This window comes from Nocardia colli (assembly GCF_008704205.1).
GTDB lineage: Bacteria > Actinomycetota > Actinomycetes > Mycobacteriales > Mycobacteriaceae > Nocardia > Nocardia colli.
Genome location: NZ_VXLC01000008.1, coordinates 33,642 through 57,017 on the forward strand (window position 1 = coordinate 33,642; position 23,376 = coordinate 57,017).

Here is a 23,376-nt window from a genome sequence, read left to right on the forward strand (position 1 = left end):
GTGGTGCGCTCCTGCGCGATCAATTCACCAGGGCAGCACGCAGCAGCCGGGCCAACGCGCTGGCCTGCTCCGGCGTCCAAGCCAGCACCCCGTTCTCCGCCATCAGCGCATGGAACTGCTGCTCGTGATACGGCACCCCTGGCGGCAGCGGCGAGATATGCCAATGCACATGGGAATTGCCTTGCTGGCTGCCCAGACTCAGCAGATAGGTACGTTCGACCTCGACCGTCGCTTCCACCGCCCTCGCCACCCGATACACCAGAGCCATCAGCTGGAGGTAGGCGTCCTCGGCGAGGTCCCCGACCACGTGCTCATGATGAATCTTCGGCGCCACGAGAACGTGCCCTAGCAACGTCGGATATTTGCAGAGGAACGCGATGTCGTTCTCGGTATCGGCGACCACCTCATGCCATCCGTCACTGCCAGGGCTGGCGGCCACCTCACAGATAAAGCAAGGGCTCGACCGAACTCGCTGCACATAGGCTTCCACATCAAACGGAATACGTTGCATACCAAACGATTCTGCCGACCCCGCTGAGGTGGGGGCCACTCTTCACTCCCCTGCGGCAGTAACCGGAACCTGCCCCTCCGTTGCCCTGACAACCGCTCTTCGGCAGATCCAGACATTTCAGAAGCGTTGGTGGCCAGCAAGTCTGAGGCCGGCCACCATCCGCTGGGAACGCCCGCTCCGCGGCCATATCGCTCAGTCAAACGTACTGAAGTCAGCCATCAGCGGACTGTGTTCACTGCGGTTCCCGGCGTGCACGGCGCCGTCGTTGCAGGCCGGGGTGTATGCCGGCGGGGAGTTCGGCGTGCGCGGCGATGCGATGGAGCAGCGGAAGGAGCAACGCTCGCTCGGTCTCGTCGAGCGGTGCGAGGATTTCCGATTCCAGTGCGTCGGCCTCGGATTGGATCGCCGCGAGCGCCTCGCGGGCATGATCGGTGAGGTGGACCGCGTGTGCGCGACGGTCGACCGGGTGCGGGCGCCGGGTGACCAGTGCGCGCTTCTCCAGTTCGTCGACGAGTCCGACCATGGCGTTGCGGTGCACCCGAAGTAGATCCGCGAGTTCCTGCTGACTGCGTCCATCGGCGCCGGCCAGGTGACCAAGCACCGCGAAGTGGGCCGGATCCAGATCCAATCGCGCTAGCTGCTCGGTGAACCGGTACGCCACGTGATGACCGATCTGCGACAACAAGAAGACCGCGCGCGAGTCCAACGGCTGGTTCACCATGACCCCACATTAGCAACTCAACAAGACTGCCAACTAACAGGATTGACATCTAAGAATATTGTCACTTACTGTGACAATATGACGAACGCAACCGACTCGCCCCTTCCCGTCGCCCCCGTCACCGACGCCCCCGTCACGGTGATCAACACAATGTCGGTCCCCGCGGCACAGCGGGACCTGTTCCTGCGGCGCTGGCGCGATAGCGCCCAGTACATGGCGGCCGCGGCCGGTTTCCGCCGAACCCGGATGTTCCAGGCAGCCGGTGAAGCGGCCGACGCGGTGTTAGTCAACGTCGGGGACTGGGACAGCGGCACCGCGCTGGGTAATGCCCTCGGCACGCCGGAATGGCGTGAACTGACACTGCGGATGCAGGACGGCCTCGACCTCACCGCACGACCGATGATCTACCACCTCACCCTCGAGCTGGCACCCGGCGAAATGCTGTCCGCCGATCGCTGACTCGAGGATTCGACGCCCGGCCGGGCCGCGCACACGCGCGCCCGGCGGGGCGCACCTCGCGGCAGGGCCGGATGCCCTGCCGGACAACAGGTCTCAATCTCGCAGGAGTACAACCATGTCGCGCAAGACCCTCAATACGGTCCTGGCCACCGCCGTCGTTCTGTTCACCTTCTACCTCGCGATCTCATTCCTCCTGACCCCCGAGAGCGCCGCCCAAGGCTTCGGGCTGCCGAACATTCCCGCCGGCGACGGCGGCGGCATCCTCATCGTGAAAGGCTGCCGCGAACTCGCGATGGGTCTGGGGGCGGGCGTTCTCTTGGTGACCGGCCAGCGCCGCGCCCTGGGCTGGGTCGTGCTGATGACTGCTGCTGCCCCGGTCGGCGACCTGATCAACGTCCTGGCCCACCACGGCTCCACTGCCACCGCGCTCGGCGTCCACGGCCTGACCGCGGCACTGATCGCCGTCACCGGCCTGCTGCTCCTCCGCGAAACCGACACGGCGCCCGCGACCCAGAAGCTCGCCACCCCGGCACCCGCCTGACACCGGCACGCCCACAACATATTTCGCTAACGAGGACTCGATGAAACAGCTCTACTGGGCCGCCGTCGGCTACACCGCACTGGGTTTGTTCTCAGGCCTGCTCTACCGCGAACTCACCAAAACCCACCAATTCACCGGCAAAACCGAACTCGCCGTTGTCCACACCCACCTACTGACGCTGGGAACACTGTTCTTCCTGATCGTCGTGGTGCTCGAACAGCAACTCGCCCTGTCGGATACCCGCGCATATCGCTGGTTCTTCACCGTCTACAACGCCGGTGTCCTCTGGATGGTGTCGTGCATGACCGTCATCGGTGCCCGGACCGTCCTCGGAGTCGGCGAATATCAGCTGCTGTCGCACCTGTCCGGCGGAGCCCACATCCTGCTGACGATCGGATTCGTGCTGTTCTTCCTCACCGTGCACCAGGCCATCACAGCCCGCGGCAAGGAAGTGGTTTCCGCCTGATCCCGCAGGCATTTCCGCGCGTTGGGAAGCCCGGCCGACCAACGGATTTGGACGGCCGACCAACGCCCGGCTCGCGGCATGAACATTCTGTGATGTGCTCCCGGACCCAACCTTTCGTGACCCATGGCGGTTGATCCCTACGAACAGTCAGTTCGATTAGGAGGAATCCGCCATGACGCAGAGCCCGACCACCCCTGACGCCTTTGCCCATTCACACCCGGTGCCCCCGCCCAGTGGTGGGACCGCTGTCACGGCCGGGGTGCTCGCCTGCCTCGGCGGTGCGCATCGGCTGCTGAGTATTCTGGCGCTCGTCGTCGGGATAGCGATGTTGAGCGAGCTCGACGTGGACAGCGAAACCTATTTTCCGCGAATGCTTTTCGCGATCTCGATCCCGATCTTCTTGGTCGACGGTGCACTGTTGCTTGCCGGCGGGATCCAGATGTTTCGTAAGCGGGCCTCGGCCCGCCGGCTGATCATCATCGGCTGTGCGGTCGACTTGGCCTACCTTGTTATCGAGGCGGTGGTCGTGCTTGCCGTTGCCGGGCCTTCCGATGACTACGGTGTGCTCTTCAGCCCGCTGTTCGCCGTAGTGGTGGCCGCCTTCCCGATCGCCACGATCATCCTGACCTCGAGGACATCGACCACTCGCTGGCTCGACTATCGGGCATAAGATACCGAGAGACGACAGGGAGCCAGATCGCATGAGCGCGCCACTCGATCCCGCCCAGGCCCGTGATATTTCCTTTGCCGCCCTGCTGCGTGTGGTGTTGCACGAATGTGCGCAGGCTCCGCTCACGCTGCTCACCGCCGAGACAAAACCGGCCGTCATCCGGATCGCCCGCGGCGGTGCGCAACGGGAGCAGGCGTTCGCCGAAATGCTGGTGGAGGCCTACGAGTCGGCGAGCGAGATGCTGCTGGCCCGCATCACCAAGTTGACGCGCAGCCGGGTCGACGCCGACGACATAGTGCAGACCGCGTTCATGCGCGTGTACGCCCGCTGGCCGGACCACATCACCGACGTCGAAGGGCTACGGAAGTACCTGTGGACCACGGCGGAAAACCTGGTGAAGGATGCCATGGTCCGGGCGGCGAAGGACCGGGAACGGCTGGATTCCGATGGGCACGAACGCCTCTCGGTCCTCGCCGACCAGGCCGGGCTGCCGTTCGATGACATGATCGCCTTGCGCGACATGCTGATCCAGCTCTTGGACGTGTTACCGCCTCGGGAACGCGAGGCGGTCATCATCTACACCTATGAGGGAAACACGTACAAGGAGACCGCTCGGGTCATGGGCGTAGCGGAGGGCACCGTCAAGGGATACGTCCACGACGGGCTCTTACGCGTCCGGAAATACCTCGACGAGCAGGTCGCTTGATCGTCAGCCCCCTCGGCAGGGTGGGGTGCGCTCGGCTCCCACCGGCAGCTGGTCGCGTTCAGCCTGGGTGTAGTCGCGATCACTGATCGCGCAGAGCCGTCCCAGAAGGCCATCGCGGTCGAGATTGATCGAGTACCGTCCCACACCTCCGGCGCCGGCGTACCTACCGGGGTTCAGCGCGTACAGGGTATCTCCGGAGAGATGCCCGTACTGCTGGCCGGAGATCTTCACATCGAAGAGCTTTGCACCGCGATCGAAATCCCAGATCTCCAGTGTTCCGAGGTTGTCGACCACCAGCAGGCCATCGTTGGTCATGCCCACCCCGGTCCCCGACGGAAATGGTTGTGCGGAAGGTGATTCCATACCGCGGTCGAAGTCCTCCACGGTGCCTTCCCCGGAGTCGTAGGTGATGTATATCTGTGGAGCGCTAGGGCTGACGAAGGCATCCTGCCGCTTGCCGCGATCGATCGGTTCGACCGGAACCGTGCGGAGCACTCGGCCGTCATCCAGGCTCCGGACTGTATCGCCGTCGATGTTCTCGGTGACGTACTCATCGTTGTGCGTCGGGATGAGGAACGCCTGCGCGCCGGCCCGCACCATCCACTTCAGTTCGTCGGTGTCGCGCCAAGTCCGCACGGTCTGGCCGAGCTGTTTACCATCGCTGATCCGCCACCGGGTGACCGAGCCCGCATGGAAGACGGCCAGGTCGTCGTCGCCGGGCTGCATGATGGATGTCGGTCGCCGCAGTCCAGGTCCGAGTTCGGGCGGGACCGGTAACGAAATGCTGCGCTCGACAGCGAGTCCGGGCAGCGAGAAGAGGGTGATGGCACCCACCGCACCGGCCATGACGAGGTGCTTCCCGTCGGCAGTGATCCGGAAAGCGGATTCGGGTGGAATCGCCCCCGGCACGGCAAGGGTCAGCGAGATGCGCGCGACTTCCCTTATGGCCGGGGCCATTTCGACAACGCGCAGCGTCGCGTTCGCATCTTCGCGGCCGCATGAGACCTCTACAACGAACGAGCCGTCCGGGCTCCACTGGACAATCCGCTGGACGGTGACCGATCCGGCAAACACATTCGTGTCCGAGATCGCCACGGCCGGCGCGAAGCGCAGCAGGCCACTCGGCGTGAACTGGGTCAGCCTCGGGCCGTCGTCGGCAGGGCTCACCAGTACTACCGCGGCCAACGTGCCCCGGGGGCCGGCCGCCTGGAGGACGAAGGCCTGGCCGCTCCGGAGGTCGACGAGTTGAACGTGGCCTAGCGTATCTTCGGCGCCGATGTTCGTCGACCACGCGTACCGACCGCTGCTGTCGACGGCCCACCGGCAATCCCCGGGCGTCGAGCCCGAGCCGCGTGTTGACCGCAGACGTTCAGCCCCCGTCAGTGCGTCCGAGACGACCAGTTGGTCGTCGGAACATCCGGCGATCAGGCCGGTGGAGGTAATCCTGCCGTCCGGCAATTCCCGGATCGGCTGTCCGGTTGTGGCATCGCGCAGAACATTTCGCGTGCCCGCCGAATTCGACTCGCGCATCACGACCATGGTGCCGGTCGGGTCGACATAGTCCGGAAACTGGGCGAAATCTCCCAGCGGAGGCGGGGACGAGACCAGAACGGGCGCATCCCCCGCCATGTCGTACACCTCCAGCAGGTCGGTGTGCTGAGCCTGCTGGAGGTCTGCCCGTTGGACCTGCGCACGGTTGAGTCGTACCGCGAGCCACCGCCCGGTCTGGTCCCAGCCTGTCGACACGCCGTTGGGCAGCAGCGGCGCGGGCTCCGGCGAATGGACCAGCGCAGGACCGGTGCGGTTTCGGACATTCCATACGGTGACCCCGCCGTCGGCGGTCACTACGGCAAGTGCGGAGCCGCTGCGGCTCAGGTTCAGCGAGGTGACCTTCCCCGCGATCGGCGGAAGTCGCCACGGCGTCGGCTCACCACCGAGCAGGCCTGCCCACACTGTGACGCCGCGTCCCTCGATGACCGCGACCTCGGACCCGTCGGCACTTGCCGCCCCGAAGGTCCCGTCGTGCCACAGGTCGGTCCGGTAATCCGTAACGGACGACATCCGTAACTGCTGGTATAGCAGCGCCGTCCGCACTGTGTCGTCGTCCGGCGCATTCCGCGCTGCCGCTTGCGCGAATTGCAACGCCTTGTCCACGTCGGAGTCGGCCACCCGCATGGATTCCGCCGCGAGGCTGCGTCCCGCCTGCAACCGCAACTGCGCCGCACGAGCCGCACTGCTCTGGTAGGCGAGAACCGCCATAGACGCGGCCACGACCACCAGAACGGTGAGCGTCGCTGCCACCAGCCGCAGGCGCCGCACTTCCCGTCCGCGCAGCCGAAGGCTGGCTGCGATGAATTCCCTATGTGTTTGCGGCACATCGGATTTCCGAGCATCGAGCTGGTCCTTCGCGGTCTCCAGCGCGGTACCGCGCAGCAGCGCGTCGTGCTCGCGACCGCGCCGTTCCCAGTTGTCCAGATCCTGCGCGAGGTGTTGCTGCCAGGCGCGGAAGTCGCGGTCGGACTGCAACTGGTCGTGCAGCCGTTCCCAGTTGTCGATGAGCGCTTGGTGCGCCAGCTCAACGGTGTCTTCGCCGTGCTTGTCGCGGCCGACGACGACCAGGCGGTCGAGCGCCAGCCGCCCGGCCACACCGCGCAGTTCGGGGTACTCCCGCATCGGCAGCACCGTTCGGAGGAACCCGGCGCCGCTGGAGGTCGGCGCCGCGAGCAACGTCAGTAGCCGTTCCACGTCGGCCCGCTCGGCGGGATCGGTGAACTGGTCCATGACCTGTTCGGCCCGCCGGGCGATGGAAACCTCGACGCTGCCGACATGTTCGTAATCAGCGACGGTGATCCGGCCGCCGGTGTGCCGAGCCCACAGGTCCGCCAACACCGACGCCAGCAACGGCAACCCGCCGGGCTGGTCGAAAACACCGTCGATCAGCGCCTGCACCACCGCGTCGTCCAGCGTCACTCCGGCCCGCGCGGCGGGGCGGCTGATCACATCGCGCAGTTGGGCACGGCCCAGCGGTGCCACCGCAACCGTTGTGCGGCCGAGGAATTCAGCGATTTCGGCGTCGAGTAGGTTGTCCAGCGCATCCCAGCGCAACGTGAGTACGATCGCCAAGCGCCCCTCGGTGTCGGCGCGGGCGAGCTCCAGCAACGCTTGCAGCAGCGCTCGGGCCTGCCGCGGGGCGGCTACAGCCAGATCTTCGAACTGGTCGACGAACAACACTGTGCCTTGCGGCGGAAGCTGTTGCAGCAGTGCGGCGTCGGCGTCGGGCGCAGCCTGCTCGAGCAACCAGGTCGACAACGGCTCGTCCGCAGCGATGCCGGAACCCACCACGCGCACACCGGATTCCGACGCGACGTCACCGCTGAGCCGGAATGCGGCGACCTGCCACCCCTGCGGCCGCAATCGCGGTATCACTCCGGCTCGGATCAATGAAGACTTCCCGGTACCGGAACGTCCGACCACTGCGGCGAAACCGCTCTGCCGCAAGGTTTCCCGCACCCGTTCGACATCGTCGTCACGCCCGTAGAAGAAGTCCGCGTGCTCCTCGTCGAACGGCGCCATACCGCGATACGGGCTCGACAGCAGCGCCGGATTCAACCGCAGCACCTCGTCGATGGGAATCATGAACGCGGTGCGGGTGTAGCGGCGGCGGTCGGCGGCGACCGCCATTCCGGTCACGGCATGCGTCTCGATGTCCCACACGGCGGCGCCGCTGAACCCCTCGGTGATCGGCTGTCCGCCGGTCGCTGCCTGCAACTGCACCCAGCCCTGACTCTGCGGGGCTCGGAACTCGCCGGACACCCAGACACCGCCGGGCATCTCGGCCGGAAATCCGAACATCCGGAACTCGCCGCCCCAGGGCTGCCCAGCGGGCCAGAATGGAAGCGGCCCAATCGAATCCGGAGGCGAAACGAGAAGATCCAAGATAGCGAGATCGCCGCGGCCGTCCGCGCGGATCGGGGACCAGTGCTGGATCCGAGCGAGTATCGGATCCGCGCCATCCACCGACGGAAAGTCCACGGCCACAAGCTCTTCTGGCTTTTCGCCGTCCGCCGCTTCCCGACCCAGCGCCGCCGACACCACGTGCGCGCACGTCGCGATAAGCGTGGGCCGCACCAGGAATCCCGCACCGACCACATCGCCGGTGTGCGTCAGAATCCGCACCGAAGCCCCGCCGAGCCGATCGGTTTCCGCTATCCCCTGCACGCGTCGAGCCCCTTGCACGTGTCAAACCCTCCCGGAGAAGTTCGGCAAGCGTAGCAAATTCGCAGATGGCGCGATGGAATCGTCGCCGAGCATGGGCACGAACCGGGGAACGGAATTCCCGCGGACCAAATGACCCTCGGCGCGCACGGAGGACCCTAATGCCTGAACTCCGGTCCCACGATGATGGCCAGTATGACAACGATTCCGATCAGCACGACCGGTCCATGCGTAAACACCACGATCGCCAGCGATATCACTGCGCCGAGAAGGGCGATCGCGACACCGGACGGTGTTCTTCGGACTGACCGTTGGCGCCGCGACGGTGTCGGGCTCGCTGCCACAGGTCTCAGCAGAACAGGGCCCGGGACAGGGCCGGACAGCGAAGTCGGCGACAAGACAGGCCAGGGCGAGGCATATCTCGAAGCGCCACTTTTCGACGAGCCGGCCACGCTGAGGCCAGGATAGGCGCGAACCATATCCTCCAGCTGGCCACACCGCTTGACCCCCGGTAACCCATGCACCACTCCGGGGGTCCGTTCCCACAACGCGACGAGACGCGCCGCCTGCGCTCGCCAACCTGAGACACCCTCGACCACTCGGCCCTCGAGCGCAACCACACCGACGATCGCGGCGGACTGCGAATACTGCTGCCGCAGGCGGTTCAGATCTCGGAAGCTGTACACGCCACAGGTACAGCCGTCGGCCGGAACTTGATGCCGTTCGCCCCTATTGCACTCGGCGATACACGTTCCGTCACCCCACGCAGTGCTGCCATTCCAATCGAACACCGGCCGCAGCGTGCCTCGGTCGAGGGTGAACGTCCGGAGCCCGTAAACGCCGACGAGCGGCTCGGCGTCGAACGCCTCCTGGCCGGCGTCGGAGGCTTGCACGGAATCGACAACGCGAAGCACGTCCTGGATCGGGATCATGGAGGCGGTGCGGGTGACCGATCGCCGGTCGGAGATCGTCGCCATACCGATCACGGTGTTCGCTCCGCTGCCCCATACCGGGGCGCCACTACAGCAGTCGGAGATCGGTGGTGTGTCATGCGCGACTTCCAGCACTACCACGCTGGTCCCCGATGCCGGAGTCCGAAAGTCGCCGCTTACAGCAACAATTCCGAATTCGTTGTTCCTTGATCCGAGCATCCGAAATCCGGTGTCAGGCATACCATCGGTCCCTCGCATCGAGGGTGGACTCGCTGCTGCCGGTGGTGCGCCGTCGAGTTCCAGCACAGCGATATCGCCGCACCCGTCGCCATACTCCGGCACCCAGCCACACACCCGGGCGGTCATCCGGCTGAGTGCCGCACACCACGGGAAATCCACTCTGACCGGCACACGGGGTCGCAGCAAGCTGTGTGGATCGCCGCCTATCGCCGTCGCGACACTGTGCGCGCAGGTGGCTACCAGCTGTGGACCGACGAGGAACCCAGTCCCCACCGGCCGATCGGAGGAGTCCAATATCCGCGCCACCCTGGTCCGGTTCCGCGAGTCCTGTGCGGTGTTCATGAATCATTCCTGCGCGCAAACAGACTGGACATCAAGCGGTTTCACCGTGCGGGGGCGGGTTCGCGCGCCGGTGCGGCCGGTCCCGGCACCGCTGGTCGCACCGGAGTCTCCGGTCGGAGTGGAACCGGCAGTACCGGTGGAGTTTCCGGAATCACCTCGATGCGCCGGCGAACCGGCCCGATGTCTCCCATATCTGTCCCTACCCGTCCGTCTCGGAAACGTGCTGACAGTGGAATCAACCGTGTCGGGATGGAAAAGGTTGGGGCGGGCGACCATTCGGCCCCCATCAGAGACGACGAGCGGGACCAGAAACCTAATTCAGCGAATACAGGCGCAAACAGGGGCATCATAGAATCTGCGCCAGGGCCAACGACACGACGGGCGACGGGCGACGGGCGACGGAATCAGGCGATCCGGACCTGACACCTCACATCGGAGGCCGACGCACCAAGGAGATTTGGTGTTCCGTCGAACGAAACAGCGAGATGCCGACGAGCTCGGCCCGTTGATCTTCCGAGCGAGCCGCATGCGTGGGACCGCGCGATATGCGGCGGGTCAGAGCTCAGGCGAGGCGAACCTCGAGCACGAGCACGACTGATGTCGAGATCGAGGCGGCAATCGCGAAGGGCGGGAACCAGATACCTCCGAGGAGGCCGACCGCCGCGGCGCTCTACAGGCTCCCGAGCACGACGAGCTGGGAGGTGGTGAGGTGGACCGCTTCGGCGAATCGGCGTATCCACGCGGGGCGAACGAACTTCATCACGCCGGACTGGAGCATCACCAAAGCGAGCAGGACGGACAGGATGTGCCGCCTGCAGAGCAACGGGCTCATCGACCGACAGCGATACGCCGAAGCTCCCCCACGGGTGGAATACAGCCTGACCCCGCTCGGCCGGACACTCCAGGAGCCGATTGCGATGCTGACGCAGTGGGCACAGACCCGCTGGTTCCGCGTCACGCGGGGGCACCGAGCGGGGGGTGCTCGAGGACGCGGGGCTTGTACTCGACCAGCTGGATGCGGCCGTCGAAGGTGCGGTGCTCGATCAGCTCGAGGGCAACGTCGGGATAGCCGTCGTAGATACGTTCTGCGCCCGTGGCGCCGGTGATGACCGGGAACATCACGACCCGGAAGCGGTCGACGAGTCCGGCACGCAGCAGGGACCGGCACAGGCTCAGGCTGCCGATCGTGGTGAGGAGCCCCGAACCACTCGATTTCATGGCGCGGACGGCCTCGACGGCGTCGTCACGGACGAGCGTGCAGTTGGCCCAGGTCAGCGGCTCCTCGAGGGAGGAGGAGAACACCACCTTGGACGCTTTGGTGAGCCCGTCGACGGACGCCTCTTCTTCCGGCCGGAACTCGTCTTGACCATCGGGGACCTCGCCGGCGGCGAAGCCCGGCATCAGGCGGTAGGTGTTGGCTCCCATCAGGTGGGTGGCCTCGGGCTGCTCGCCGAGCCAGGCGAGATACTCCGGGCCCTCGAGACCCCAGAACCCGGGCCAGCCCGCTCCCGATGCGTAGCCGTCGAGGGAGGTGATGAAGTCGACGAGAAGCTCCGACATGGCGGTGTCCTTTCCTAGGGTGTCATCAGCTTTGACCGGCCGGGAGCCACAAACTCATCGGTCGAGCCGCGGAAGTACCCGGCCCCGATGGATTATGGCCGCGCGGGCGGCCGGGTCGGACAGGGCGCGCAGATCCGCGAGCGGGTCACGGTCGAGCAGCAGCGCGTCGGCCACCGAGCCGGCCGTGATCGTGCCGGTGTAGCCAGGCATCGCGATCCGTTCGGCGGCGTGCCGGGTTGCCGTGACGATGATCTCGGCCGCCGGCAGCCCGGCCTTGGCGAACAGCTGCAGTTCGCGCAGCAACGCCAACGGTGGCGACGGAATCGTCAGCGAGACATCGCTGCCTGCAACGATTTTCACCCCTGCCGCGTGCATGATCGGCAGCGTTCGCATCCCGTACCGGAAACGCGTCATGGATTCCGCCGCGGGGTGGTGCGGGAACGGTTGCCCGAATCTCGGATGCACCGCCACTGCCCGCGCCTCGGCTTCGTCGATGATTCCGTCGACGAGCAGTTCCTGGAGGTAGCCGAGGTCGCCGCCGTGTCCGAGTTGCTCCCAGGTCACCAGGGTCGGGCAGTAGTAGGTTCCGGAATTCGCCAGTAGATCGGCGAGTTTCCCGGCTTCGGCGAGATCGTCCGACGGCAAGGGTGCGTGTTCGACGCAGTCCGCCCCGGCGGCTACCGCGTCTTCGATGTCGGCGTGCGTGCGGATGTGCACGAGCGCCTTCTTCCCCGCCTCGTGCGCGGCCTCGACCATGACGTGCAAGGCGCGGCGGGACAGCTTGTCCGGAGCTCCTGGTTCGCCGTCGTAGATGAATTTGACGAAGTCGACGTCCTCGGCCAACTCGAGTACCAGCCGGCGACCGTGGTCGGGATCGCTGACCTGAAGGGCCATCGCCGGGTTGCCGTGTGCCTGCAGTGGCCAGCCCTCGATCCCGGTGAACACCGGGCCGGCGTAGAAGAGTTTCGCCGTCTCGCCTGAATCAGCTTGCCGCACAGCGTGATCGATGGTCAGTGAGCCACCCAGGTCCACGACCACGGCGATCCCCGCCGCGCGGAAATCGGCCAGTGCCCGCAGGACGAAGGGGACCTGCTCCGGTTCCGGCAGGGTGGCCGCGTAGCCGGCCAAATGCGTGTGGCTTTCCCACAATCCGGGGATCAGGTAGCCGCCGCGGCCGTCGATGACCTCACCGTCGGCCGGCGTCGCGTCCGATGCGCTGGGCCGGACCTCGGTGAACCGTTCGCCGGTGACGACGACTTCCACGTCTTCGATCGGCGCCGCGCCGGATCCGTCGATGACTGTCACGTTTCGAATGATCATGCAAGCAAAGTACATCGGACCCGATATAAAATCTAGATCGGATCCGATGTATCTTGGACGGCATGACGGAATGGCGCCCCGAATCGGCACCCGCCCAGCTGATCAACCATGCGGCCAGGCTCTTCGCGCTGCTCCACGACAGTCGCCTGCGAGCACTGGGCATCACGGCCGGCCAGATCCCGGTCCTCGGCTCGCTGGCGGACGGATCTGCCCTGACCCAAAAGGAATTGGCCACGCGCTCCAGCGCCGGGCAGCCCGCCATGGCCGAACTGCTGGCCCGCATGCAACGCGATGGCCTGATCCAGCGCACACCGCATCCGAACGATCGGCGCAGCAGCTTGGTCGCGCTCACCGACCAGGCGAAGTCGCTGCTGCCCGAGGCTCGGGAGGTGTTGGCGCGAGGCCACGCGGACGCACTCACCGGGTTCGACGAGAGCGAGATTCAGCACCTCGCGGCTCTGCTGACGCGGTTGATCGCGAACTTGGAGGAAGCGGTGTCGTCAGCCGATGACAGCCGAAAAGACAGCACGCCAACGAAATCCGACTCGGACTGACTCGGCCGGGCGCGAGGCTTCATAGCTCTCCGCCCAGAGTGCTCCGATGCGCCCTTCCGGATCAGCGCAGCACGCGATAGGTCAGGTGCGTGACCGAGTTCGCTGCCCGCGACTCCACCTGCTGCAGATTGAGTGGCGCGACGCCGTCGAACAGCCGCGTGCCGGCGCCGAGCGTGAGCGGCACGATGTGCAGCCGCAGCTCGTCGATCAGTCCGGCGGCGAGGTACTGGTTGACGGTGGTCGCGCCGCCGTGGATGGAGATGGCGCCGTCCCCGACCGCTTCGCGTGCGCGTTTCAGCGCGGATTCGATTCCGTCCGTGACGAAGTGGAACGTGGTGCCGCCGTCCATCGGCTGCGGATCGCGCGGGTGGTGAGTGAGCACGAAGACCGGGCCGTGGTACGGCGGATTGTCGCCCCACCAGCCGTTCCACTGCCGGTCCCACTCGCCGCGCACGGGGCCGAACATGTTGCGCCCCATGATGAATGCTTTGGCCGCGGTCCCCCGGTCGAGCTCGACCCGGTTCTCCTCGGCATCGGCATACCAGGCGTGCAGCTGGTCGCCCCAGCCGTCTCCGCCGTCGTCGCCGAACGGTCGTTCCTCGCTCTGGTTGAGCCCTGCCGAGTATCCGTCGACCGAAATCGTCAGATCGCAGGTCACCCTGCCCAGCCGTGTGGTCATTTGCGTCGTCCTTCTCGTGGCAACCTGCCGCCTTCGCGGTCCCATCACGTGCCAGCATGGTCGTCACATCGCATGACGTCTAATGTCAATTCTGCCGGAAAAACATCAATATTCTTGATCTATGCTCAACCTGATCCACCTCAAGGTTCTGGCCGCGGTAGCCCGACACGGCTCGGTCACCGACGCAGCAGCGGAGTTGCACTACTCCCAACCGTCGGTGAGCCACCACCTGGCCCGCCTGGAAGCGGCCATCGGCGTCAAACTCGTTCAGCGGATCGGTCGCGGGATCCGGCTGACGCCGGAAGGGCAGTTGCTGGCCAACCGGGCCGCCGAGATCCTGGGCCGAGTCGACGCGGCGACCAACGAGCTGGCCGCCCAGGTCGGCCTGCAGGCCGGGCGAGTCCGGTTGGCCGCCAACGCATCCGCGCTGAGCACCATCGTGCCTGCGGCGGCCGCCGGGTTGGCCCAGGCACACCCAGGACTCGAGCTGAGCCTGTTCGACCGCCACCCCGTCGAAGCGCTGAACATGCTGCGGCACGGCGAGATCGACATCGCCCTCGTCTACCGCCACGCCGACGCCCCCGTCGAGGATGACGGATTCCGCCTCCAACACCTCGGCGACGACCCGATCTACCTCATCAGCCGCAGCCCCGGCGACAGCCTCGCCAACCACCGCCACTCCGCCTGGATCGGCGGTTGCGATCGATGCCAGAACGAACTGAACGCCGTGTGCCGGCACGAGGGCTTCACTCCCCGCATCGCCTCGCACAGCGACGACATGGTCGTCGTGCAATCCCTCGTCGCCGCCGGCCTCGGCGTCGCCACCCTGCCCGGCCTCGCGCTCCGAGCCCACCGCCGCCCCGACATCCACGCCACCGAACTCACCGGCCGCCACCGCCGGATCTACGCCGCCACCTACGGCGACCCACCCGACCCGCCCGCCGCCACCGCCGTACTGGCCGCCCTCGCCGACGCCACGCCGGCCACCTCTGCGTGACCGCTTCGCTCAGCGCGCACAGCGGCATGAGCGGATGTTCGTGCCGCTTAGCAGGTGGGCTGAGAATCGATTGGTTCGCGACATAGCCACCACCCCCGCAGGTCTGTGTAAACGAGGGCGGCGGCTCCGCTGACGCCGGGCCAGGCGGTGTCGGCCAGAATCAGACTCGGCCGAGGTGGGTGAAGGCCGTTGGGCCACAGTCCCGGTGGGTCCGTTCGACCCAGTGATCACGACGTGATGGGGGCGAGACTCCGGAACTCAGGAGCCGCCGCTCACCGACCGATGCTGACGTGGCCGATGGGCCTGCGTTCCGAAGCGACCCACGGTCGCGACCTGATCAGTCGACGGGTTACTGGTTGAAGAACGTCTTCAGTACACGGGCCATGAGTTCGGGGTCGACGACATGCCCCTGTCCGTCGAGCGTGTGTCGTTCGGTCTGGGGGATGGCAGCAACTATCGCTTTCGCGGCGCGGTCGAAGAAGTCGGTCGGGAGGCCTGCGAACTGGGGCTGGGTGGTCGGACCCTCGGTGGTCGCCAGGACCGACTGAGTGATGCGGGCAAGTCGGTTTGTGGGGATCTTGTAGTCATTGAGGACCGTGGCGTCCTTGACGAGCGTGTGGGCGAGCGCGACGGACGAGGCCCAGAGCGGGTGCTGTTTGCCAGCCGCGATGTCCGCGTCGGGTCCGCCGGTAAGCCTCATGAACAGTTCCAGGAGCTCCTCGTCCCGGCCGGCTTTGTATGCCTCGTGGGTGTCCGCGATGTACTGGTTGAACCTCGGCCACAGATCGTCCCCGATCACGTACGGCACATCCCACACCGCGATCTTGTCGATCGCCGAACCTGCCGCTGCTGCCTCCAGCGCGAGGGCGCCGCCAGATGAGGCGCCGTATACGTGAGCCGAGCCGCCGGCTGTCGCAATCAGCGCGTCGAGGTCTTCCACCTCCCGCGCCACGGCGTACGGCGGTGTATCGCCGCTGTCGCCCCGGCCGCGCCGTGCGTAGTTGTAGACCGTGAAATGGTTGGCAAGGAGCCGGGCCAGCGGCGCGTTCTCAGCGCCGTCGTCTAGGGTGCCGCCGACGAGGATCACCGCCGGGCCAGTGCCTTTCCGGTCGTAGGCGATCCTCGTACCGTCGGCGGACGTCACACGAAGTGTCATCTCGTTCACTGCTTCTCTCCATTTCTCGATGCGTGGTCGTCACCGTCGAAGAATGTCGACCGGGATTGAGTGATGTGGGCGGCCCGCACTTCGGGCCGGTTTCGGGGAGTTCCGGGCTCGGTACGGGTGATCGCGTTGGCCGAGTGGGCCGGGTTGTCAGAGTTCTTCTTCAACCCTCTCGTCTCGATCGCGAGCTTTCCCATGGGTTCGATTCCTTCTCTCGGTGTTGCGAACGGATTAGTTGAGCACGGTGCGCGGCCGGCGCCTCGGCGCGTGGGGCGTTCTCCGTTCCGTCGTCGAGACCGCCGCCGACCAGCACCACCCGGGGCCCTATCGCCGTGCCGTGTGCAGCCGATGACGGTGCCGCCGGCTGAGGTCACGGGGTTCGTACTCCTAATTTAGTAGTATTCACACCTGTTGCGCAAGTACAATCGGGGGCATGACAAAGAAGCGGCTGTTCGACGACCCCTGCGGCATCGCGCGAGCGCTGAACGCGGTCGGCGAGCGGTGGGCGTTGCTCGTCGTGCGGGAGCTGGTGTTCGGCCCGAAGCGCTACTCCGACCTGCACCGCGGGCTGCCGCAGATGAGCCAGAACGTCCTCGCGCAGCGGTTGCGCGAGCTCGAAGCCGACGGCCTGGTGCGGCGAAGGCGCCTGGGACCGCCTGCGCCCGCCGCCGTGTATGAACTCACCGAGCGCGGGCAGGAACTGGAGCCCGTGCTCCGCGCGCTCGCCCACTGGGGCAGCCGCGCACCGCTACCCGAGGACGGCGCGGCGGAACTGAGCGTCGACGCGCTCCTGTTCGCCCTGCGCGCGACCTTCGATCCGGCACTGGCGGGTGAGCTGTCGCTGCGCTGCCAGCTGGACGTCGCGGGCGACCGGTTCCGCATCACCGTTGCGGGCGGGCACCTCGAGTTGGACCGCGGTGAGCACGCCGAACCCGATGCGTGGCTGACCGTGCCGGAGGCGGCGACATTGCGCGATCTGGTGTTCGCCGGTGCGGCGCTCCAGGACGCCGTCGAGCGGGCAGACACCGAGGTGGCGGGCGATACCGCGCGGCTCGCCGCCCTGCTGCGCTGCTTTCCCGCAGCCGTGCGGTATCCGGCGCCACAGGACCCCGGGCCACCGGATCCCGTGTCGCCGGGCCCCGTTTCACCTGGCCCCGGGTCACCGAACGCCGAACGCCCGGATCCCGCCGTCAGCGCAGGAAGTCGTCGGGGGTGAGCGGCAGTCCGCGGACCCCGGTGGCGAGGTTACGCCGGCCGACAGGTCAGACTCCGCGGGCTCACGGAACTCATCGCCGAGACGACGACGCACCACTTGGATAGCGACCCGCAGCCCAACGCCTGGCGCTGGGTCCACGACCGAGCATGATCGACTTGTTGCAGTAGCTTCGAGGTCGGCGATTGCCTGATTGCTGGATTGCGTTCTGCGCCTGCGATTTTATGCGCTCGCGGTGCGAGCGTACTGACTAACGGACTACTTCGAATAGCCAGCCTCGCTGCGTGGACCGGTATCCGGGTTCGGTACGTCACGTGCTCGCGGCCGCGAGGTAGTCGGCCCAGTTCGATCGCGCGAGTTCGGTCCACTGTTCGGCGGTGTTGATGTGAATTCCGAGCAGCTCGCTCATGACGGCGGCGGGCACGTACGCCGCGGTTTCGATCATGGCCGTGTTGCGGGCGGCGAGCGTTCGCAGGCCGTGTCGCGTCAATGCGTTCGTGATCGAGTTTTGTGTTCGCGGGCGTCCAGGTTACAAAACGTGGCAACACCCAGCTGCCAGCTGTGTCGTCGCCGCGCTAGCTCGTCGCGGGCTCACTCGCCTCGGGCCGGTGCTGCCGTTGGCTCAGCACGAGCGCGCCCGCTGCCAGCAGGTAGAACGGCGACGGGAGCAGCAAATCCCATCCCGCCGTGTCGTTGTGCTCGAGCGCCTTCATCCCGAGATATCCGTCTACCGTGCCGAGAACAGCCAGAATTCCTGCGGCCCAGCGCGTTCCGCGCCGGACCAGCCTGCGCGGCAGCGCGAAGACGACTGCGGGCAACAGCACCACGAGGCCGGACTCTACGACGAATACGAGCAACTGCTCGAACAGCGGCCGCGCCGGCAGGTAGCCCACCCCGACGACGGTCTCTGCGAGGACCACCGCGGCCTCGTCGTGGACCGCCCCGGCGTTACTGTCGGGCAGCTCCGGGAAGTGCGCATATAACACCCGCGGTAATGCGACCAAGACCAAGCTCACCACGCGCCAGCAGGTGACACAGCGCCACCACCGCCACAGCGACACCACCATGGCTCCATCCCCTCCGGCCGAGCTCTACGCGGGCGACGCTACCCGCGCAGCCCATCCGCAACGAAATCCGGCAGCGCCCTCGACCGGAAACCTACAGGCCGACAACGGATCCCGCCTGAAGGCATGCCGGGATGACGAAAATGGAGTGCTGCAGACCGCGAACACCCGGGACACCAGAGCTACGGCACCCGGAGCTGACAACGAGAACTACGGGATCATCCCCGACATCCGGTATTCGGCAATATTGTGCGTTGGCTGGGCGCGCCCAGCGGCAGAAGAGTGCGTTCGATCGGGCGCTTCCATGGTGTTGCGCGCGGCCGTGTGCGCCCGGGACAACTAGGTTCGCTGCGTGAGAGTGCGCATACAAGCGGGCGACAAGCCGATAACTATCACCTATGAGATCCAGGGCGACGAGCAGCCGCTCGCGGCCGGTGACCACGTCATCGTGGAATACGACGTCGTCCCCGACTGCGTCAAGGACGACGTGGCTGTACAGCACGACGAACGCGGCATCACCGTCTACATTCCCACGGCCATCTGGCGGGTGTGGTCATCCGACGGAGCCGATATCACTCCATAGGATTCGCGCGACATACGGCAAGTACTCGCGTTGAGAAGCCGCATCGACTACGAATCCGGACGGCCGAAGGCTCAACCTCGAAACAGCCTTCCTCCGATACCTGCACAGTCCGGGCCGGTCTGTTCCCCGCGTCGCGTACCAGTTCGCTGTGTTGAGAAGATCTCCCGTGCCGGGGATCACCTCGGGAGAAGGGACATGTCCATGCGAGGAACAACTCTTATCGTGTCGGCGCTGATGGTCGTCGCGTGCGGACTCACCGCGGTTGCCAGTACTGCGGGAGCGGTGGACGACAAGGCGACGTGCGCGGCCTTCAACGGGGCCTGGACCGACTTGAACAACCGGCTCGGGGCACTCGGCGGCGCGGACTCGTTCTCCGAGCTGCGGAAGATCTACCTCGACACCGCGGGGGACCTCCGCGTCGTGGCAGACAACGCTGACCCGGGCGCGCTGAAAGACGCGCTGAATACTGCTGCGGCACACCTGAGTCGGCTCGAGACCGCGACGAACCTCGACGATTTCGACAGGGTGATGGGGGATCCCGCTCTCACCGCTGCCTTGGACGTGGCCGGCACGCCCTGCGGTCTCTGATCTCGCCCGGCGGCGGTGAGCAGTGCCGACCACGGTCACCACCTCATGACCCTTACCCGCGAAACCGCCGATCACATGAAACTTCGCGCCAGCCGGGAAGATCTTGTGGCTGCACGGTTCAGCGTTGGGACCCGACTCCTTGTATGGGTAAGGCAACAACGACGCGACCACGCACCAGTCGGGCCGAACCGCGGCATGTGAGTGTGTTGGATCGAGCCGCCGAGGTGCCTCTCCCGCAGATCTAGCCGACCTTGTTGGATGAAGAGACGTTCATCGTCCCAGTGCCTTCGCCAGGACGCCCGCGCAGCGTTCCGCGCCGCGGTCGGTCATGATCAGCGCGGCGTGGTCCACGCGCTGGACAAGCTCGGTGTGGATCAATGACGGTGTGCGCTTCGAGAGGGCCGCCACGTGGTCGGGCGGGTACATCGGCGCGCTGCCCTCGCCTGTGGACCATTGGGCGTGCAGCAGCCGAGTCGGCGCCTTGACCTGGGCCAGCGCGGTGATCGGACGCTCAGAGGCGAGCACGCTGACCGCGTCCTCGACCTCGGTGTCGACGTCACGGAGCACGGAACCCCCAGCTGTGCCATCTCGCAGTTCATGGGCAAGCATCGCGACGAACCGCGGATCGGCGGCGTCCACCAGCGGCGTTTCCGTGTCGGCTTGGTGGCGTGCATACGCGGTCGCGTCAGGCCAGTCGGGCTGTTCACGGTACTTCGCGCGCAGTACCCCGGCGAGCTGTTCAGGTGCCATCGTGGCCGGGGTGGGTAGTCCTCCGTCGATCAGGGTAACCGAACGAACCCGATGTGGGTGATGCGCCGCCAGCTCGACCGCGATGAACCCACCCAACGACATCCCGATCACGTCGGCGGTCTCGACGCCGAGTGCGTCGAGCAGGGCCGCCAGTCCGTCAGCGTGGGTTCGGGCGGACGAGGGCCGAGTCTGCCTGGCGGGAGTCGCGCCCCTGCCGGGCAGGTCGGGCGCCAGGAGAGTGGCCCAGGGCGCGGCCTGATGCAACCAGGTCCAGAGCCGGTTGGTGCTGGAGAGACCATGGACGGCCAGGACCGGGTCGCTGTCCCCAGGCCAAGTCAAGACGTTGAACGGTCCGCTGACAGTGTCGATCGGTTGTTCTTCGGGGAGTGTCATCGCGCTCCTTCGATCGCTGGCGGTCAGGTTTGGTTCATCTTGTGCGATGACGACCGCGAAACCCACCAGGACACAACATCAATCCCGGTATCACCTACAACACCGGGATACCGGCTCGGCCTGGACAACCGGCCACCTCGCGCGTAGGTGGGGGTGCTATCGCTGCTATGGCCGAGAAAGGTGATCCCCTCAGCACTGTTCGCATTTTGGTGCGTTGGGAGGTGGCCGGCAGCGAGACCACGGAGTCAGCTCGATCCGCCCGCGCAGCGGTATGAGCGGAGCTTCTCGACAATGCCGACGACCCAACCCGGCAACAAGAAGGCCGAACGCCGTGTGCGCCAGGGCTTTCGGCGGGCGACGTTTCGATTTCTCGGGACCCTTTCGTGTTATGGGTCTTCTCGGTCATGTGGGTGTACAAGCTGGGTCAGGTCGGAGGGGACGGCCAGATCCGGCCATGGTGGTACTTCTGGACCGTAATGGCGCTCACTGTTGTCGGGCTTATCGCGCCGATCAAGGAGATCGACGCGTTGTTCGAGGGTGATTCGGCGGTACGAATGTTCTGGAAATTTTTGCGTTGACCAGCTGTTCGCGCAGGATGTCGGCGTGCCCGCAATGCTGCGCGAGCTCGCGCAGCACGTGGAGGTACACCCAGCGCAGTGGGAGCGGACCGCGTCGGTTGCCGTGGACCATGTCGTCCAGTCGCAGAGATGAGGTCGCTTGGCGTGATGCGTCGCATGCGTTGCGGTGCGCTCGCTGGACAGTCGCGATGGTGTCGTCATTGTCGAGGAGGAATGACTCGTCCGGTGTCATGGGGATGCCGATCTCGGTGCGCGACCGGCAGGTGACTGCTTCATCGAACCAGACCTTCTCGACGAAGGTCGCGTGCTTCACCAGGCCCAGCAGGGTAGTCCGAGACGGCACCAACGATCGGCGCACCTGTTCCTCGGTCAGTCCGTCCAAGCAGCTGTTGAGGGCACTGCGGTGCTCGTTGAGGAACGCCTCGAACTGGGCCCGAACCGGCTGGTCGATGACATCTTCGGTGGATGCTGTCGGGGGCGTGGACATGTGCGGGAGTATCCCAGATCGTCGTTCAGGAGCGATCAGAGCGAATCGGCATGTGTGCGGCGTCGAGCGATAGATGTGGACGGCCGACCAACGAGCGCCTCGCGGCAGAAGAGTGCGTCCCGGAGCGGCTCAGCCGATGCCGTCCTGTACCGGATAGTGGATGACGATCGCACCGCCGGTGGCGTAGTTGGCGACGTCGGCGGCGGCCCGCCGGCCTTGTGCCGATGCCTGCGATGCGGCCATCGCGGCGGCGTCGGCGAAGTCGGCTTCGAAGACGGCGAAATACGGCGGTTCTCCGTTTGCCGCCGCGACGTCGAAGCTGTAGCGCCAGGCAAGCAGGCCGGGCATTTCCATCACCAGTGGAAGGTGGTTGGTCACATAGTAGTGGCGGAAATGGTCGGGGTCGGCGGGCTTGGGATACAAGACCATCAACTTATGCATGACTGCCTCCTGCATCGCTGGTTGCGGGACATAGGGATTCGGGCGAGAACGGAGGCTGGCCCGTTACCGCGGTCGGTCGAATCGTCATATGCGCAGGTTAGGGCCTGATGTGCGGCCGGGGGAAAGACCGGGACGGGATAGGCTCAGAACGGATCGTTATCAATCGTGGGGAGGGGCATATGGCACCGGACACGGTGAGCCTGCGGTACTTCCTGGTGCTGGCACAGGAGTTGAACTTCACCCGCGCGGCCGCACGAATCGGTATCGCGCAGCCCGCACTCAGTGCCCGGATGCGCCGATTGGAAGCGGAACTCGGTACGAGCCTGCTGATTCGGGACACGCGCAGCGTCGTATTGACCACGGCCGGTGCAGCTTTGGCGGAATCCGCGCCGCCCGCGCTGGCAGCGCTGGACCGGGCATGGGACATCACCCGGAATGCGGGGTCCGGTGAACTGGGCACGCTGCGCATCGGATACAGCCTCAGCACCGGGGCGGAGACGACACCGGCCTTGGTGGACAGGCTTATTCGCCGCAGCCCGGGACTCGAGGTCAGCGCAGTCCCGATGGCGACACCGGAGATCTCCCCCGCCGTCGCCGACGGCCGCATCGATGCGGGCATCACCCGCGGTGAACAACCGGGTCGTGGCGTGCGCCGGTTCCCGCTGCGGCGGGTGCGCGCCGGAGTCCAACTGGCACAGCACCATCCGCTGGCCGAGCACCCGGAGATCGAGATCGCCGATGCGGCCGCGTATCCGCTGCGACTCCCCGACCGTACGGCCAATCCCGTGATCCACGATCAGCTGTCCGCACTGTTCCGCGACACTCGGCTCAATCCCCAATTTCACACGCCCGCAGTCTCTTACGACATGTCTCAACCGGACCTACGCGACGGACTAACCCTCGCCCCGGCCGGAGAAACCGCGCTCGCGGTCGCACCGGCCGGTCTCACGTGGCGACCGCTGCGGGGCGCACCCACCTTGACGATCCACCTGGTTCTCCCACGCGAGCAGTCACCTCTACACCGCCGCATCCGTACCGTCGCCAAATCCCTTGCACACGAACTGCACTGGCTGCCGGACTGACGCACAGCAGATCACGCGATACGGACGTCGGCGAGGCCGACCCCGTACCGCCAACGCTGCGCGGTCGCCCGGCAGGAGTCGCGCCCATACGCGCGAACTGCTGCCTCGCAGAAGTCCCAGCA

25 protein-coding genes and 1 pseudogene are annotated in these 23,376 nt (G+C 66.1%); 12 read left to right on the forward strand and 14 right to left on the reverse strand.

Features of this window, described 5'->3' with window-relative positions; all coding sequences use genetic code 11:
* Window positions 1–19 precede the first annotated feature (19 nt).
* Both F3087_RS19135 and F3087_RS19140 read right to left on the reverse strand, forming a co-directional pair.
* Window positions 20–511, reverse strand: coding sequence for an HIT family protein (locus F3087_RS19135; RefSeq protein WP_150403366.1), 492 nt, complete (start codon window positions 509–511; stop codon window positions 20–22).
* A gap of 232 nt (window positions 512–743) precedes the next feature.
* Window positions 744–1,232, reverse strand: coding sequence for a MarR family winged helix-turn-helix transcriptional regulator (locus F3087_RS19140; RefSeq protein ID WP_150403367.1), 489 nt, complete (start codon window positions 1,230–1,232; stop codon window positions 744–746).
* Window positions 1,233–1,310: 78 nt separating this feature from the next.
* On the opposite strand from F3087_RS19140, the gene F3087_RS19145 reads away from it, so the two are divergent.
* From F3087_RS19145 to F3087_RS19165, 5 genes are all read left to right on the forward strand, one after another.
* A complete protein-coding gene (locus tag F3087_RS19145) occupies window positions 1,311–1,691 on the forward strand; it encodes an antibiotic biosynthesis monooxygenase family protein (protein ID WP_191094046.1) in 381 nt (126 codons plus the stop codon).
* 115 nt (window positions 1,692–1,806) lie between these two features.
* The gene (locus tag F3087_RS19150) at window positions 1,807–2,232 is read left to right on the forward strand and encodes a DUF4267 domain-containing protein (protein ID WP_150403369.1); all 426 of its coding nucleotides are present in this window, start codon (window positions 1,807–1,809) and stop codon (window positions 2,230–2,232) included.
* A gap of 40 nt (window positions 2,233–2,272) precedes the next feature.
* A complete protein-coding gene (locus tag F3087_RS19155) occupies window positions 2,273–2,698 on the forward strand; it encodes a DUF2871 family protein (protein ID WP_150403370.1) in 426 nt (141 codons plus the stop codon).
* A gap of 172 nt (window positions 2,699–2,870) precedes the next feature.
* Window positions 2,871–3,368: a hypothetical protein gene (locus F3087_RS19160; RefSeq protein ID WP_150403371.1), complete on the forward strand. Its 498-nt coding sequence runs from the start codon at window positions 2,871–2,873 to the stop codon at window positions 3,366–3,368.
* A gap of 31 nt (window positions 3,369–3,399) precedes the next feature.
* A complete protein-coding gene (locus F3087_RS19165; protein ID WP_150403372.1) occupies window positions 3,400–4,074 on the forward strand; it encodes an RNA polymerase sigma factor in 675 nt (224 codons plus the stop codon).
* 3 nt (window positions 4,075–4,077) lie between these two features.
* On the opposite strand, the gene F3087_RS19170 is transcribed toward F3087_RS19165, so the two are convergent.
* The 3 genes from F3087_RS19170 to F3087_RS46635 form a co-directional block, all read right to left on the reverse strand.
* Window positions 4,078–8,292: a serine protease gene (locus tag F3087_RS19170; protein ID WP_191094047.1), complete on the reverse strand. Its 4,215-nt coding sequence runs from the start codon at window positions 8,290–8,292 to the stop codon at window positions 4,078–4,080.
* Between the two features lie 155 nt (window positions 8,293–8,447).
* Window positions 8,448–9,266, reverse strand: coding sequence for a hypothetical protein (locus F3087_RS19175; RefSeq protein WP_150403374.1), 819 nt, complete (start codon window positions 9,264–9,266; stop codon window positions 8,448–8,450).
* Between the two features lie 1,207 nt (window positions 9,267–10,473).
* Window positions 10,474–10,635, reverse strand: coding sequence for a hypothetical protein (locus F3087_RS46635; protein WP_223885240.1), 162 nt, complete (start codon window positions 10,633–10,635; stop codon window positions 10,474–10,476).
* Between F3087_RS46635 and F3087_RS47145 the strand changes: the two are divergent.
* Window positions 10,607–10,684, forward strand: a pseudogene (locus tag F3087_RS47145) (winged helix-turn-helix transcriptional regulator); the annotation flags it as partial. The gene F3087_RS46635 and the pseudogene F3087_RS47145 sit on opposite strands and share 29 nt — an antisense overlap.
* A gap of 73 nt (window positions 10,685–10,757) precedes the next feature.
* Here the strand turns inward: F3087_RS47145 and F3087_RS19185 are convergent.
* Both F3087_RS19185 and F3087_RS19190 read right to left on the reverse strand, forming a co-directional pair.
* Window positions 10,758–11,363, reverse strand: coding sequence for a dihydrofolate reductase family protein (locus F3087_RS19185; RefSeq protein ID WP_150403375.1), 606 nt, complete (start codon window positions 11,361–11,363; stop codon window positions 10,758–10,760).
* Between the two features lie 54 nt (window positions 11,364–11,417).
* Complete coding sequence (locus tag F3087_RS19190; RefSeq protein ID WP_191094048.1) at window positions 11,418–12,683, reverse strand: amidohydrolase family protein; 1,266 nt, start codon at window positions 12,681–12,683, stop codon at window positions 11,418–11,420.
* A gap of 62 nt (window positions 12,684–12,745) precedes the next feature.
* On the opposite strand from F3087_RS19190, the gene F3087_RS19195 reads away from it, so the two are divergent.
* On the forward strand, window positions 12,746–13,237 hold the full coding sequence (locus tag F3087_RS19195; RefSeq protein ID WP_150403377.1) for a MarR family winged helix-turn-helix transcriptional regulator: 492 nt from the start codon (window positions 12,746–12,748) through the stop codon (window positions 13,235–13,237).
* 61 nt (window positions 13,238–13,298) lie between these two features.
* Here F3087_RS19195 and F3087_RS19200 read toward each other — a convergent pair whose 3' ends face one another.
* Window positions 13,299–13,916, reverse strand: a complete 618-nt coding sequence (locus F3087_RS19200; protein WP_150403378.1) for a dihydrofolate reductase family protein — start codon at window positions 13,914–13,916, stop codon at window positions 13,299–13,301.
* Window positions 13,917–14,037: 121 nt separating this feature from the next.
* Between F3087_RS19200 and F3087_RS19205 the strand changes: the two genes are divergently transcribed.
* Entirely contained in the window at window positions 14,038–14,913 is an 876-nt protein-coding gene (locus F3087_RS19205) for a LysR family transcriptional regulator (RefSeq protein ID WP_150403379.1), read from the forward strand.
* Window positions 14,914–15,262: 349 nt separating this feature from the next.
* Here F3087_RS19205 and F3087_RS19210 read toward each other — a convergent pair whose 3' ends face one another.
* Window positions 15,263–16,069, reverse strand: a complete 807-nt coding sequence (locus tag F3087_RS19210) for an alpha/beta fold hydrolase (protein ID WP_191094077.1) — start codon at window positions 16,067–16,069, stop codon at window positions 15,263–15,265.
* 439 nt (window positions 16,070–16,508) lie between these two features.
* Here F3087_RS19210 and F3087_RS19215 point away from each other — a divergent pair, with 439 nt between their 5' ends.
* Window positions 16,509–17,291 (forward strand): winged helix-turn-helix transcriptional regulator, encoded by a 783-nt coding sequence (locus F3087_RS19215; protein WP_150403381.1) that lies wholly within the window; start codon window positions 16,509–16,511, stop codon window positions 17,289–17,291.
* A 307-nt stretch (window positions 17,292–17,598) separates the two neighbouring features.
* Here F3087_RS19215 and F3087_RS19220 read toward each other — a convergent pair whose 3' ends face one another.
* Window positions 17,599–17,778 (reverse strand): hypothetical protein, encoded by a 180-nt coding sequence (locus F3087_RS19220; protein WP_150403382.1) that lies wholly within the window; start codon window positions 17,776–17,778, stop codon window positions 17,599–17,601.
* 85 nt (window positions 17,779–17,863) lie between these two features.
* Window positions 17,864–18,355: a hypothetical protein gene (locus F3087_RS19225; RefSeq protein WP_150403383.1), complete on the reverse strand. Its 492-nt coding sequence runs from the start codon at window positions 18,353–18,355 to the stop codon at window positions 17,864–17,866.
* Window positions 18,356–18,704: 349 nt separating this feature from the next.
* On the opposite strand from F3087_RS19225, the gene F3087_RS19230 reads away from it, so the two are divergent.
* Complete coding sequence (locus F3087_RS19230; RefSeq protein WP_150403384.1) at window positions 18,705–18,935, forward strand: hypothetical protein; 231 nt, start codon at window positions 18,705–18,707, stop codon at window positions 18,933–18,935.
* Window positions 18,936–19,130: 195 nt separating this feature from the next.
* Window positions 19,131–19,523, forward strand: a complete 393-nt coding sequence (locus tag F3087_RS19235; RefSeq protein WP_150403385.1) for a hypothetical protein — start codon at window positions 19,131–19,133, stop codon at window positions 19,521–19,523.
* A 270-nt stretch (window positions 19,524–19,793) separates the two neighbouring features.
* Here F3087_RS19235 and F3087_RS19240 read toward each other — a convergent pair whose 3' ends face one another.
* The 3 genes from F3087_RS19240 to F3087_RS19250 form a co-directional block, all read right to left on the reverse strand.
* Window positions 19,794–20,666, reverse strand: coding sequence for an alpha/beta fold hydrolase (locus F3087_RS19240; protein WP_150403386.1), 873 nt, complete (start codon window positions 20,664–20,666; stop codon window positions 19,794–19,796).
* A 510-nt stretch (window positions 20,667–21,176) separates the two neighbouring features.
* Complete coding sequence (locus tag F3087_RS19245; protein WP_150403387.1) at window positions 21,177–21,731, reverse strand: DinB family protein; 555 nt, start codon at window positions 21,729–21,731, stop codon at window positions 21,177–21,179.
* 129 nt (window positions 21,732–21,860) lie between these two features.
* Window positions 21,861–22,172, reverse strand: a complete 312-nt coding sequence (locus F3087_RS19250; protein ID WP_150403388.1) for an EthD family reductase — start codon at window positions 22,170–22,172, stop codon at window positions 21,861–21,863.
* A 179-nt stretch (window positions 22,173–22,351) separates the two neighbouring features.
* Between F3087_RS19250 and F3087_RS19255 the strand changes: the two genes are divergently transcribed.
* Window positions 22,352–23,254, forward strand: a complete 903-nt coding sequence (locus tag F3087_RS19255; RefSeq protein WP_150403389.1) for a LysR family transcriptional regulator — start codon at window positions 22,352–22,354, stop codon at window positions 23,252–23,254.
* Window positions 23,255–23,376 lie beyond the last annotated feature (122 nt).

What these genes read in the sequence shown, in the direction of transcription:
- F3087_RS19135 (WP_150403366.1), bottom strand. Translation starts at nt 511, where the DNA reads ATGCAACGTATTCCGTTTGATGTGGAAGCCTATGTGCAGCGAGTTCGG.
- F3087_RS19140 (WP_150403367.1), bottom strand. Translation starts at nt 1,232, where the DNA reads ATGGTGAACCAGCCGTTGGACTCGCGCGCGGTCTTCTTGTTGTCGCAG.
- F3087_RS19145 (WP_191094046.1), top strand. Translation starts at nt 1,311, where the DNA reads ATGACGAACGCAACCGACTCGCCCCTTCCCGTCGCCCCCGTCACCGAC.
- F3087_RS19150 (WP_150403369.1), top strand. Translation starts at nt 1,807, where the DNA reads ATGTCGCGCAAGACCCTCAATACGGTCCTGGCCACCGCCGTCGTTCTG.
- F3087_RS19155 (WP_150403370.1), top strand. Translation starts at nt 2,273, where the DNA reads ATGAAACAGCTCTACTGGGCCGCCGTCGGCTACACCGCACTGGGTTTG.
- F3087_RS19160 (WP_150403371.1), top strand. Translation starts at nt 2,871, where the DNA reads ATGACGCAGAGCCCGACCACCCCTGACGCCTTTGCCCATTCACACCCG.
- F3087_RS19165 (WP_150403372.1), top strand. Translation starts at nt 3,400, where the DNA reads ATGAGCGCGCCACTCGATCCCGCCCAGGCCCGTGATATTTCCTTTGCC.
- F3087_RS19175 (WP_150403374.1), bottom strand. Translation starts at nt 9,266, where the DNA reads ATGGCGACGATCTCCGACCGGCGATCGGTCACCCGCACCGCCTCCATG.
- F3087_RS46635 (WP_223885240.1), bottom strand. Translation starts at nt 10,635, where the DNA reads ATGAGCCCGTTGCTCTGCAGGCGGCACATCCTGTCCGTCCTGCTCGCT.
- F3087_RS19185 (WP_150403375.1), bottom strand. Translation starts at nt 11,363, where the DNA reads ATGTCGGAGCTTCTCGTCGACTTCATCACCTCCCTCGACGGCTACGCA.
- F3087_RS19190 (WP_191094048.1), bottom strand. Translation starts at nt 12,683, where the DNA reads ATGATCATTCGAAACGTGACAGTCATCGACGGATCCGGCGCGGCGCCG.
- F3087_RS19195 (WP_150403377.1), top strand. Translation starts at nt 12,746, where the DNA reads ATGACGGAATGGCGCCCCGAATCGGCACCCGCCCAGCTGATCAACCAT.
- F3087_RS19200 (WP_150403378.1), bottom strand. Translation starts at nt 13,916, where the DNA reads ATGACCACACGGCTGGGCAGGGTGACCTGCGATCTGACGATTTCGGTC.
- F3087_RS19205 (WP_150403379.1), top strand. Translation starts at nt 14,038, where the DNA reads ATGCTCAACCTGATCCACCTCAAGGTTCTGGCCGCGGTAGCCCGACAC.
- F3087_RS19210 (WP_191094077.1), bottom strand. Translation starts at nt 16,069, where the DNA reads ATGACACTTCGTGTGACGTCCGCCGACGGTACGAGGATCGCCTACGAC.
- F3087_RS19215 (WP_150403381.1), top strand. Translation starts at nt 16,509, where the DNA reads ATGACAAAGAAGCGGCTGTTCGACGACCCCTGCGGCATCGCGCGAGCG.
- F3087_RS19225 (WP_150403383.1), bottom strand. Translation starts at nt 18,355, where the DNA reads ATGGTGGTGTCGCTGTGGCGGTGGTGGCGCTGTGTCACCTGCTGGCGC.
- F3087_RS19235 (WP_150403385.1), top strand. Translation starts at nt 19,131, where the DNA reads ATGTCCATGCGAGGAACAACTCTTATCGTGTCGGCGCTGATGGTCGTC.
- F3087_RS19240 (WP_150403386.1), bottom strand. Translation starts at nt 20,666, where the DNA reads ATGACACTCCCCGAAGAACAACCGATCGACACTGTCAGCGGACCGTTC.
- F3087_RS19245 (WP_150403387.1), bottom strand. Translation starts at nt 21,731, where the DNA reads ATGTCCACGCCCCCGACAGCATCCACCGAAGATGTCATCGACCAGCCG.
- F3087_RS19250 (WP_150403388.1), bottom strand. Translation starts at nt 22,172, where the DNA reads ATGCATAAGTTGATGGTCTTGTATCCCAAGCCCGCCGACCCCGACCAT.
- F3087_RS19255 (WP_150403389.1), top strand. Translation starts at nt 22,352, where the DNA reads ATGGCACCGGACACGGTGAGCCTGCGGTACTTCCTGGTGCTGGCACAG.